General features: G+C 27.7%; 14 protein-coding genes. All 14 read left to right on the forward strand.

The features are described from left to right. Positions 1-24: 24 nt before the first annotated feature. The 14 genes from ACX6CF_RS24115 to ACX6CF_RS24180 all read left to right on the forward strand — a co-directional run bounded on the left by ACX6CF_RS24115 (position 25) and on the right by ACX6CF_RS24180 (position 11,001). Positions 25-1,257: an ABC transporter permease gene (locus ACX6CF_RS24115; RefSeq protein WP_458787931.1), complete on the forward strand. Its 1,233-nt coding sequence runs from the start codon at positions 25-27 to the stop codon at positions 1,255-1,257. Next, the gene (locus ACX6CF_RS24120; RefSeq protein WP_458787932.1) at positions 1,258-2,685 is read left to right on the forward strand and encodes a hypothetical protein; all 1,428 of its coding nucleotides are present in this window, start codon (positions 1,258-1,260) and stop codon (positions 2,683-2,685) included. Between the two features lie 133 nt (positions 2,686-2,818). Then, the gene (locus ACX6CF_RS24125; RefSeq protein ID WP_458787933.1) at positions 2,819-2,989 is read left to right on the forward strand and encodes a hypothetical protein; all 171 of its coding nucleotides are present in this window, start codon (positions 2,819-2,821) and stop codon (positions 2,987-2,989) included. A gap of 187 nt (positions 2,990-3,176) precedes the next feature. Continuing rightward, entirely contained in the window at positions 3,177-3,491 is a 315-nt protein-coding gene (locus ACX6CF_RS24130; RefSeq protein WP_458787934.1) for a hypothetical protein, read from the forward strand. 51 nt (positions 3,492-3,542) lie between these two features. Next, the gene (locus ACX6CF_RS24135; protein ID WP_458787935.1) at positions 3,543-4,232 is read left to right on the forward strand and encodes a TIGR01906 family membrane protein; all 690 of its coding nucleotides are present in this window, start codon (positions 3,543-3,545) and stop codon (positions 4,230-4,232) included. A gap of 33 nt (positions 4,233-4,265) precedes the next feature. Next, entirely contained in the window at positions 4,266-5,240 is a 975-nt protein-coding gene (locus ACX6CF_RS24140; protein WP_458787936.1) for a DUF2953 domain-containing protein, read from the forward strand. A 42-nt stretch (positions 5,241-5,282) separates the two neighbouring features. Continuing rightward, a complete protein-coding gene (locus ACX6CF_RS24145) occupies positions 5,283-5,681 on the forward strand; it encodes a GerW family sporulation protein (RefSeq protein ID WP_458787937.1) in 399 nt (132 codons plus the stop codon). 27 nt (positions 5,682-5,708) lie between these two features. Further along, entirely contained in the window at positions 5,709-6,539 is an 831-nt protein-coding gene (locus tag ACX6CF_RS24150; protein WP_458787938.1) for a stalk domain-containing protein, read from the forward strand. A gap of 94 nt (positions 6,540-6,633) precedes the next feature. Beyond that, positions 6,634-6,867, forward strand: coding sequence for a hypothetical protein (locus ACX6CF_RS24155; RefSeq protein ID WP_458787939.1), 234 nt, complete (start codon positions 6,634-6,636; stop codon positions 6,865-6,867). Further along, positions 6,848-7,159, forward strand: a complete 312-nt coding sequence (locus ACX6CF_RS24160) for a YbjQ family protein (protein WP_458787940.1) — start codon at positions 6,848-6,850, stop codon at positions 7,157-7,159. The genes ACX6CF_RS24155 and ACX6CF_RS24160 overlap by 20 nt, the downstream gene beginning before the upstream one ends. 134 nt (positions 7,160-7,293) lie before the next feature. After that, the gene (locus tag ACX6CF_RS24165; protein WP_458787941.1) at positions 7,294-8,184 is read left to right on the forward strand and encodes a damage-control phosphatase ARMT1 family protein; all 891 of its coding nucleotides are present in this window, start codon (positions 7,294-7,296) and stop codon (positions 8,182-8,184) included. A gap of 77 nt (positions 8,185-8,261) precedes the next feature. Further along, a complete protein-coding gene (locus tag ACX6CF_RS24170; RefSeq protein WP_458787942.1) occupies positions 8,262-8,732 on the forward strand; it encodes a hypothetical protein in 471 nt (156 codons plus the stop codon). Between the two features lie 180 nt (positions 8,733-8,912). Next, a complete protein-coding gene (locus ACX6CF_RS24175; protein WP_458787943.1) occupies positions 8,913-9,614 on the forward strand; it encodes a response regulator transcription factor in 702 nt (233 codons plus the stop codon). A gap of 13 nt (positions 9,615-9,627) precedes the next feature. After that, positions 9,628-11,001: a sensor histidine kinase gene (locus tag ACX6CF_RS24180; RefSeq protein ID WP_458787944.1), complete on the forward strand. Its 1,374-nt coding sequence runs from the start codon at positions 9,628-9,630 to the stop codon at positions 10,999-11,001. The last annotated feature ends 3 nt before the right edge of the window (positions 11,002-11,004 follow it).

Genomic DNA, 11,004 nt, shown 5'->3' on the forward strand with positions numbered 1-11,004 from the left:
AAACACATAAAAATTGGTGATATTATGAACAGGTTATTTAATATATTACAAAGTAGATTAAAGTTATTATTTAAAAGCAAAATGGTTATTATATTATTAATTATTATGATAAGCTTATTTGGCATGCTTGTTGGTACTTTGTATCAGAGTGCTGATGAAAATAGCAGGATACCCGTAGCTGTAGTTGATAAAGATTTAACGGATATGTCTAAGAACATATTTGATAATCTGAAAGATGATAAAACATTAAGGATTATTCAAGGTAGCGAAACTGATGCAATAAATGAATTGAAAGATGGTCAGATTGAAGCTGTGTATATATTAAAAAAAGGTTTGGAAGATAATATTATAAATGAACGATATGAAGAAATTATTGATGTCTATTTTATAAAAGGTAGTACTATTGGAAAATTTGTAGGAGATATATTTGCTGAAAAAGTACTTAGGGATTTGTGCTTGACCAAAAGCATTAATTTACTTGATAGAGCATTAGAAAACAACAATTATGATAACAAAGAAGCTATTATAAAGGAAGCGTATGAATATGGGATTTCTATGCAGGATTATAGTGATGATAAAAACTGTTATATAAATGTTGAATTTGTTAAAAATAATAAATCTACTATTGATGTAAATAGCATTGATAATAATTTGATTTATAAAAAGATGATAATAGGTATTATCATTTCTTTTACAGCTTTTTTCTTATTATTTGCTTCAATCAGTATTGTAAAAGATAAAGAAACTGGTATGCTAGGAAAAATCCAGATATCTAGTACTAATAATGTAACGATTATCCTAGGCAACTATTTAAGCTTAGTTGTTTCAGGTGGTATCATAGCTATAATTTTTTCCATAATCAATAGTATATATGCGACAGATAACCATATAACAATATTTTTCGGTACTTTTATTGCACTAATTATGTATGTCATAAGTATATCATCTTTGATTATGTTTTTTACAAGTGTGATAGATAAGACTGCTACATTTACTATGATATTTACAATATTAATATTAATTATGGGAATTATCAGCGGTAGCTTTTTTAGCATTGATTTGCTAGCGGCAAACATTAAAAATCTATGCTATATGATTCCCAATTACTGGACGTTGAATTATTTGACAGATATTATAACTACAGGATTCAATAGTAATGATTTGTTGGATTATATTGGTGTAATGCTCATATATACATTGATAATGATATTGATAACATATACTATTAATAAATACAGGAAAAAGGTGATAAAATAAATGGAAACAATGAATTTTACTACAATAAAAAACAACATTAGAACTAATAAAAATATCGAAAGTACATTAGATCAATTAGCTGTAAATCATCAATTCAATCAATATAAAGTTGCTGTTTATGACCTATTATTCAATTATATTACTTTTCTTGAAATATTAGATGAAGAGAAAATTAATAATCACCTAGAAAAAGATAGTAATATACAAGAAGTAGTTGAGTCAATTACTTCTATTGTGGATAATTATAAAGGTCTTAAAAGTTTGATTTATGACAAAGAAGAGTTGATGAGAATAAGAAATGGGATTGAGTCAGATATGGAAATACTTTCATATTATACAGATGAAGTAGAAACATATGAATATATTATTAATAGAATAGAAGGAAAATATAGACAGGACTATTATGACTTAGAAGAAGACCAAAGTTTTGCTGGTAATCTTCTGCAATTTATTTTTGAAACAGATGAAAATATAGTAATTAATGAAAAAATAAAGTTAGCTTTAAGTCAGTTACCAATTAGACTAACTAAAAATAAATTCTATGAATATGTGGAAAATTCACTTGAGATTTATAAAGGTGCTTATACTAAGGATCTCAATAATTTTATGGATATGTTAAAGGGTACTGCAATTCTTGGACAAGACTATAAAGGTTCTTATAAAGAGATATGGGATGATATAGAAATCCTTAGAAATACAGATTATAGGAATATTGAAAAGCCACAATTTGATAATGTAGTTAATATCAAAACGAATGTAGCAGATAAAATAGACAAGATATATTCTATATACACTTTAGGAGTTAGTATCATTAATAATTTGATTGAATTAACCTATTGTGATAGATTTAATTTATTTGAAGATAAAGAAGACTTGCAAATAGTTGATGAATTATTTTATATGATAAAAATTAAAGATAATAATATTACTGTAGATGATGAACTTTATAATTCACTTGAAAGAATTGAAGGTGTGATAGAATCTAATCTTGATGAAATTGAAAGATATGCACCTATAATAGAGATGGCTAATACTAAATATAACAAGTTCATTGAGGAATATGGTTATTTGGAAACTTATGAAAACATAAAAAAACTTGATTACTTGTCATCTACATCCAGCTACTTTGCTGACCCTGAAAAATCCCATTTAGTAGATAATGATGATGATAGAGTAGCTGAATTTACTTTAGCTAAAATTAAAAAAGAATTTATAGCAAGTATAGATGAATATCTAAAGGGTAAGTCACAAGAATATAGACGCGCCATTATGTCACGTTTATTTTATTTTTTACCAGTGACATTTAAAAAACCTCAAGAGATCCATAGCTATATAATCAATTCTTTGCAACAATGTACTGATATGAATGAAAAAAATGCATCAAAAGAATTGATAAGGCAGGTTATGGATGATTTATCATCAATGTAATAATGATATATAATGAAATCAAAAAAAGTAAATTAAGATTAAAAAATACTTTTCTATAATAATATAATATTTTTTTATGGGTATAATATTAATAGTAATTCAATTATATATTATACAAGAAAGGTAGACGATAATGGAGCAAAATCAATTTACTAAGTTTTTTGAGAATTTTAAGCATGCGGATGTAGATAGAAAAATCGAACTATATTGTTCTACACAAGGTTTGTCAGAAAATCAATATATGCAGATGCTCAGAGCTTTTCCTGTTAATAAGATACCTAAGCTTGAAAAAGCACTTAGCTAATAAAAGTTTATCCTTTCATTAAGTATACTCTTGATGAGGGGATTTTTATTGTACTAAAATACTATTACCTATTAATACCAAAAATATATTGTATTATAATTTTTTTTTGCTATACTATTAATATAAGTTTATTTTGATGCACTAACCATGCATTATGAAAGAGTAGAGTTAATAAAAGGGTGTTTATATGGAATATGCTAATAACATATATATAAGTGAAGAAATTAACAATAAAAAAGCAAATAAAATATTCAAGAAAGTCAAAAGAAAAAAACATATTAGAGATGTTTATTTTTTGACATGTATAGAGGAGTCAAAAAATCCTATGGAAATATTATTATCAACTGAATTATACAGAATGAAGGATAAGGGAAATAAGATATTGATAATAGGTATTGCTAGGGGTAGGGATAATGCATTTGAATTAGTAAGGGTAATTTATGATGATGTGTATAGTAGCTCTTCAACGGTTAATTTAGAATCATATTTTAAGACAAGCTGATTTTATTGTATAATTATTTTTATAATATAAATAAAAGAAATGGTGATATGCATGAAATTCTTTGGTATTGTTGGTAGTATTATAATTGGAGTTTTATTATTTTTTGTTTTGTTATTTACTTCTACAGAAGTTGTCGCGTATAATATAAATCATTATAAATGGCAGTATGAAAGACATGATATTCCAGAAAAAACTAATATGAGTCTAGATGAACTAACTAAAGTTACTAAAAATATGATAAGCTATCTAAAAGATTCTAGAAAAACATTAGACATGAAAGCTGTCATAGATGGTAAAGAACAAGAGGTTTTTGGTGAACGTGAAAAAAGTCATATGGTAGATGTTAAAAAATTATTTGTTATAGGTACATATATAAGAAATATAAGTTCTATTATATTGATTATTGCCATAAGTTACATGGCTTTTAGAAATAAAAAATTATTGACCATTACATTTTCTATGGTTAAATATGTATTTGCTGTAATAATTATGTTAATATTAATACTAAGCGGTTTATTATTAATTGATTTCAATAAATATTTTACCATATTCCATGAGATATTTTTCACTAACGAACTATGGTTATTAAATCCTAAGACGGATATTCTAATTAATATAGTACCAGAGATATTTTTCTTTCAAACAGCTATGATGATATTAGGGATTTTCGTTATAAGTGTTATATTATCACTTTTTATTATTGAAAAAACAAAGAAGAAAGTAATTGGAAAATGTTCTTAAAGAGCTAAAAATAAAGTATACAGGTGGTTAATTATGTTAGCTATATTACTTGGAATATTAAAAATTTTTTTATATATAATATTGTTTATAATACTATTTGTGGTATTATGTATATTAACTGTACTGTTTGTGCCAATAAGATATAGTGCGCAGGGAGAAAAGTATGATACAATAAAACTTGATGTGAAAGTTAATTGGTTGCTTCACATAGTATCATTTAAATATCATATGGATGATGAAACCAATATGAGCCTAAAAATTTTTGGTAAAGATATTATGGCAGAAAAAAAACATAAAAAGGTAAAAAAAGCTAATAATAAAAAACATAAGAAAAAACATAAGAAAAAACAAAAAGGCATTAAATCAGATAATAGATCAAAGGATATAGATGATCCTAATGGTATTAACAAAGAAGCTCAAGCAAAAATGGACAATGAAAAAATACAATATAATATAGGTATTGAAAAAGAAAACGACCAAATAGTAGAAGGAAAAGAAGAAACACAAGAAGATAAACATAAGATGGAAAAATTCAAAAATAAAGTTGAAGAATCCAATAAAAAGAATAAGAGTAGTAAAATAGCAGAACATAAGAATAAGAAGAAAAAAAAGAAAGAAAAAAAAGATAAGGCTAAAAAAAGAAATTGGAAACAAATATATAGTACAATCAAAGACTTTATCAAGAATGAAGAAAATAGAGATGTTTTAAAGAAGATTAAGGTTAAAGTGTTGAAAATGATAAAACACATTTTACCTAAAAAATTTCAGTCCAAGCTATTAATTGGCACTGGTGATCCTGCCTCGACAGGATATCTTGTAGGAGCAGCGAGTGTATTATATACAATTACCGGTAATAAATTAAAGGTTATACCTGATTTTAATGAAAAAATTTTCCAAGGTTGTTTTTATGGAAAAGGAAAAATATATTTAATAGTGTTGCTAAAAAATACAATAAGTATTGTTTTAGATAAAAGAGTAAGAAAAATATATAAAGTATATAAGAGATGAGAAAAAATCGTTATCATTTAACGAACTTAAGGAGGAAAATGAATGGAATCAAATTTTAAGAAAACTGTAGAATCATTATTTAATGGAATGGAAAATTTCGTTTCTACAAAAACAGTAGTGGGCGAAGCCATTAATATTGGAAATACTATAATACTACCATTAGTTGATGTTTCCTTTGGTGTAGGTGCTGGAGCTTCTGAAGAAGCAAAAGAGAAAACAAAAGGTGTAGGTGGAGGAGCATTAGGTGCTAAGATAAGTCCAAGTGCTGTTCTAGTAATACAAGATGGTCAAACACGATTGGTTAATGTTAAAAATCAAGATAGCTTAACTAAAATAATTGACATGGTTCCTAATATAATGGATAAATTTACAGCAAAAAAGAAAGATAATGTAAAGGAAGAGAAAGTAGCAAAAGAAGAATATCCAGAAGATGAGGAATAATATTTATTTAATATAGGAGAAAATCTAATGAAAAAATTATGTAAAACAGCAATATGTTTATGTATGAGTTCCATTATTTTATTCAACGTTCCAGTATTAGCAATAGATAAAGTTCCCCCAATTTCTGTAAAAGTAAATGATAATTACATTATTATGGATACTGAACCGATTAGGATGAATGATACTGTGTATGTACCGCTAAGATCAGTAGCTAATGCTCTTAATGCAGAAGTTCTATGGGATGGCGATACACATAAAATAACAATTAATGAATCAGATAATAAGATTGAGTTATCTACGGATTCTAATATTGCATATGTTAATGGCGAACAATATGAACTAGACCTTGCGCCACCAGTAGTAGATGATAGAACTATGGTTCCTATTAAATTCTTTGGTGAAAGTATGAATTGTAATGTAGAGTGGAATCAGAAATTATATACAGTAGAAATACTACGAGAAGATATTGTTATTCCAGCTACTAGTGTACTTAATAGAGGTTATACAGATGAAGAGTTGATTTTATTAGCTAAAATTATAACTGTTGAGGTGAATTATATTAGTTTTGATGCAAAAATTGCTGTAGCTAATGTTGTTATAAATAGAAAAAATAATCCTGAATTTCCTAATACAATAAAAGGTGTTATTTATGACAAGACATATTGTGTACAATTTCCGCCAGCTCACAAAGCAAGTTTTGCAGAAAAGGAGCCTAAAACAGATTGTATAATAGCTGCTAAGATGGCTTTAGAAGGAGTAAATAATATAGATAAATGTTTGTTCTTCAATCATAGACCTTTTAAATCCAAGTCAAAAGACTTTTATAAAAAAATAGATACTGAGTATTTCTATTATTAATATAAAAGATATATTAAATAGGTTGATGCCTATCGATTAGATATAGTTATAATATGTAGACCCATAACATATTTTTTACAGAGGGGTGATCAATATGAGTAAAAAGTTTGCACCTATTTTTATAACAGTATTATTATGTCTGATAAATGTATTTATGCTATATGGTTTTTCATTCAATGCTCTTATTTCAGGCATTTTAGTAGTTCAAATTATTGGAGTAATATTTGCTATAGGTATAATATGGGTAATTATTGCACTTATAGTAAATCTTATAAGAAGACTAGACGAATTAAAGGAGGAAAAAGAAGATGATCTTAGTAAATACTGATTATATTACAGGAAAACAACTAGAAACACTATCCATCGTCAAAGGTTCCACTATTCAATCTAAACATGTTGGTAAAGATATCATGAGTTCATTTAAAACAATTGTTGGTGGTGAACTTGGTGCTTACAATAAAATGATGAATGAAGCAAGAGCTTTAGCTACAAAACGTATGGTTGAAGAAGCCACAGCTCTAAATGCTGATGGTATAGTTAATATCAGATATGCTTCTAGTGCTATTATGCAAGGTGCTGCAGAAGTTATTGCATATGGAACAGCAGTTAAATTTGTATAATAATAATCTAGGCTACCTGCCTAGATTTTTCTTTGCGCTATAGGAACTTCTATTTTTAAGTATATGAAATAGAATCATTATAGTTCTTTTTATAAGTACAACAACAAAATATTAGTAGAAAGGAAACAAAAATTATGTACTCACATGTAGATTGTATAGCTTGTATTATTAATAAAGCTAATCAACTAGCTGATAAATATATTGAAGACAAAAAAGAAAAGTATAAATTCATGAATAAGGTTTTATTGGAAGTAGCTGATACTGAATATGAAAAAACTGCTCCTTACATAAGTACAAAAGTAATGAGATTACTACATGATATTACAGGAGTTGAAGATTTTTACAAAGAAGAAAAGATGTTGTTTAATAAAAAATTATTGGCTATGGAAGATAATATAAAGACAATGCTTGATGATTCTAACTATAGATTCCTAGATGCTATCAGAATAGCAATGGCTGGAAATATAGTAGATTTTGGGGCTCTTGATAATATTACTATGGAACTTGTAGAAGATATTATCAAAAGAACAATGGAAAGCAAAGTAGATAATAAGGTCTACGATAAATTCTATAAGGAATTATCTAACGCAAAAGAAATATTATATCTGGGAGATAATACAGGCGAGATTGTTTTCGATAAAATTTTAATTGAAGAGATTAGAAAAGAATTTCCAGATGTAACAATTTATTTTGCCACTAGAGGTAAACCAGCACTTAATGACGCTTTAGAAGAAGATGCCTATTTTGTTGGCATAGATAAATTTGCCAAAATAATAAATAATGGTACAGATATTCCAGGAACAGATTTAGACGAAGTATCTGATGAATTCAAAGAGATCTTCCTTAATAAAGCAGATATGATTATCTCTAAAGGACAAGGAAATTTTGAAACATTATCTGGTAGTGGTCATAACATTTTTTATTTGTTTTTATGTAAATGTGACATGATTACTAAGAGACTTAAGATAGATAAGTTATCACCAATGTTTCTATACGAAAAGGATATTGACAAAACTTTATTTTGATTTTCTTATTTTCTTCATAACTTTTTCATATTGTTATTTTATAATTACAATAACAAATCAAAAAGGAGGAAATATATATGAAAAAAACAAAGTTAATTACATTCGGTTTGTTAGGATCACTATTAGTAGGAATGGCAGCATTTGCAGCTACTCCAGCGCAGATTTATTCAGAGCTTACTGGAGTAACAGAGGAAGAAGCTTATGAATTAAGACAAGAAGGTAAGACTTTTGGTGAATTAGCTGAGGAAAATGAAGTCTATGATGAATTTGTAGAGAAAATGTTAGATGAAAAAACAGCCTTAGTTGAGGAGAAAGTTGAGCAAGGGCAGTTAACAAGAGAAGAAGCTGATGAATTTATAGCAAGTTTAAAAGAAAATGCTGGTAATTGTGACCCAAGTAATCCACAAAGACTAGGACAAAAAATTGGTCTGAATCGTGGAATGGGAAATGGTCAAGGTGCATGTAATGGTAATGGATTAAGAAATGGTACTGGAAATGGCTATGGAAGAGGCAATGGTGGCAGAGGATTAGGTAGAAGAGCTAAGTAAACACTTAATTCAAAAGATGTAAAAGGCAGCTTATGGCTGCTTTTTTGCATATATAAATGTAATTTGATAAAATATAATATATAAGGTGAAAAAGGAAAATATATTGAACTTATTGAAATGACTTTAGATGTTTAAGTTCAATATATATAAGTAAGATTATTTATAGGAGAGGATAAAGAGATGAAAGAAAAAATACTTGTTATAGATGATGAACATGGATTATTAGAAGTAGTAGAAGCATATCTTAAAAAAGAAGATTATGAAGTATTTACTGCTGATAATGGAAAAGAAGGATTATTGATGTATAAAAGCATCAAACCAGATTTTATCGTCTTAGATTTAATGTTACCTGATTTATCTGGTGAAAAAATCTGTGAAATAATAAGAGAAGAATCAGATGTACCTATATTGATGCTTACTGCCAAAAGTATGGAAGATGATAAGATTAACGGTTTAGCACTTGGGGCAGATGATTATTTGACCAAGCCTTTTAGTCCTAGAGAATTAGTCATGAGGGTTAAAGCGATACTTAGACGTACTTATAAAAAAACTAATACCGATAATGATAATATTATTTCATTCAATAATAAAGACATAATCATTGATAAAGAAGAGCATATTGTTAAGAAAGCTGGAGAAATACTTAATATTACTCCCAATGAGTATGATATATTATTACTTTTTGTTAGAAATCCAAATAAAGTTTTTACTAGGTCCCAAATAATAGATGTAGCTCTAGGTTATGAATTTGTAGGGTATGATAGAACTATTGATGCTCATATTAAAAATTTACGTAAAAAACTGGAAGATGATATAAAGAATCCTATATATCTATTGACTGTTTATGGTGTTGGATATAAATTTAAAGGTAAACAAGACTAAAGATGGGTGTGAAATGGTTATGATAAGTCTAAGCAAAAGAATAATGAAAAATTCTATAGGTATATCATTGATTACAGTAATAGTAATCATCATCTTATCTAATATTGGGATAAAATATTATTTTACGGATTATATACTAAGGCAAAATAAAGTAGATGATGAAGAAATAATAACCTATGTTAATAGTAGTATTGAGAATGATGGTATTATTGATAATAGAGAGCTTTCATATCTGAAACAACAAGCGCATTTTAAGAATGTGGAGATTGTTTTGCAAGATATAGATAAGGAAGTTATCTTTGTCAGCAGTATGGGCATGGGTAAAGGTATGGGAATGGGTTCTAACGCTATGCATAAAGAGCCTTTTAAGGAAGACTATACTTATATAGAAAAGAAATTGAATTACCAAGGTCAAACTATGGGATATCTCAGTATAGGACATTATAAAAACATTATCACTGCAAAAGAAGATAATGATTTCATATATACAATAAACATATTATATGTAATTTCATTTTTTATAGCTGTGTTGCTTGCTATTTTTTTAAGTTTATTACTTGTTAGAAGACTTACACGTCCTATTATTGAGATAAAGGATAGTACCCATAATATATCAAAAGGTAATTATGAACGTGTAAAATCCATAAAAACTGATACGAAAGAATTAAATGAATTGGCAACTTCTATTGAAGAATTAGCAAGACAGCTCAGTGAGCAAGAACAACTAAGGAAAAGACTCAGCAACGATATTTCCCACGAACTTAGAAGTCCTCTGGCAGTACTTAGGAGCCAAATAGAAGCATTGATGGATGGAGTTTTAGAGCCATCACCAGAGAGATTTGCAAAATTGAATGATGAGATTGTCAGAATGACCAAACTAATCAATGACCTCAATGAATTAGTGATAGTTGAGAGTGAACACCTAAGGCTTAATACCAGTAAGGTAAATCTTGAAAATGAGCTGTCAACTATAATCGAAGGATTCATACCACTGATGGATAGTAAAGACATCAAACTTGTAGGTAACTTAGAAAAGGATATATATATAAATGGAGATAGGGATAGATTGAAACAGATATTCGTTAATCTACTAACCAATGCTTATAAATATACCAATGGGGGAGGCAAGGTAAAAGTTACATTGACAAAAAACACAGAAAAAGCCATAATTAGATTTATTGATTCTGGTATAGGAATTAAAAAAGAGGATTTATCTTATATATTTCAACGATTCTATAGAGGTGATGAATCAAGGAGTAGGAAGACAGGCGGTGCTGGTATAGGATTATCCATCGTTAAGGAACTAGTGAAAGCACATGAAGGCATAATAACAGTTGACAGTGAGCTTGGGAAAGGATCTACATTTACTATAAAATTCAAGTTATAGGTG

The sequence above is a fragment of the Vallitalea sediminicola genome (assembly GCF_054408565.1).

Excerpts from the sequence above, each read along its gene's own strand:
- ACX6CF_RS24130 (WP_458787934.1), top strand. The coding sequence starts at position 3,177 with ATGGAATATGCTAATAACATATATATAAGTGAAGAAATTAACAATAAA.
- ACX6CF_RS24175 (WP_458787943.1), top strand. The coding sequence starts at position 8,913 with ATGAAAGAAAAAATACTTGTTATAGATGATGAACATGGATTATTAGAA.
- ACX6CF_RS24160 (WP_458787940.1), top strand. The coding sequence starts at position 6,848 with ATGATCTTAGTAAATACTGATTATATTACAGGAAAACAACTAGAAACA.
- ACX6CF_RS24165 (WP_458787941.1), top strand. The coding sequence starts at position 7,294 with ATGTACTCACATGTAGATTGTATAGCTTGTATTATTAATAAAGCTAAT.
- ACX6CF_RS24180 (WP_458787944.1), top strand. The coding sequence starts at position 9,628 with ATGGTTATGATAAGTCTAAGCAAAAGAATAATGAAAAATTCTATAGGT.
- ACX6CF_RS24145 (WP_458787937.1), top strand. The coding sequence starts at position 5,283 with ATGGAATCAAATTTTAAGAAAACTGTAGAATCATTATTTAATGGAATG.
- ACX6CF_RS24120 (WP_458787932.1), top strand. The coding sequence starts at position 1,258 with ATGGAAACAATGAATTTTACTACAATAAAAAACAACATTAGAACTAAT.
- ACX6CF_RS24170 (WP_458787942.1), top strand. The coding sequence starts at position 8,262 with ATGAAAAAAACAAAGTTAATTACATTCGGTTTGTTAGGATCACTATTA.
- ACX6CF_RS24115 (WP_458787931.1), top strand. The coding sequence starts at position 25 with ATGAACAGGTTATTTAATATATTACAAAGTAGATTAAAGTTATTATTT.
- ACX6CF_RS24125 (WP_458787933.1), top strand. The coding sequence starts at position 2,819 with ATGGAGCAAAATCAATTTACTAAGTTTTTTGAGAATTTTAAGCATGCG.
- ACX6CF_RS24150 (WP_458787938.1), top strand. The coding sequence starts at position 5,709 with ATGAAAAAATTATGTAAAACAGCAATATGTTTATGTATGAGTTCCATT.
- ACX6CF_RS24135 (WP_458787935.1), top strand. The coding sequence starts at position 3,543 with ATGAAATTCTTTGGTATTGTTGGTAGTATTATAATTGGAGTTTTATTA.
- ACX6CF_RS24140 (WP_458787936.1), top strand. The coding sequence starts at position 4,266 with ATGTTAGCTATATTACTTGGAATATTAAAAATTTTTTTATATATAATA.
- ACX6CF_RS24155 (WP_458787939.1), top strand. The coding sequence starts at position 6,634 with ATGAGTAAAAAGTTTGCACCTATTTTTATAACAGTATTATTATGTCTG.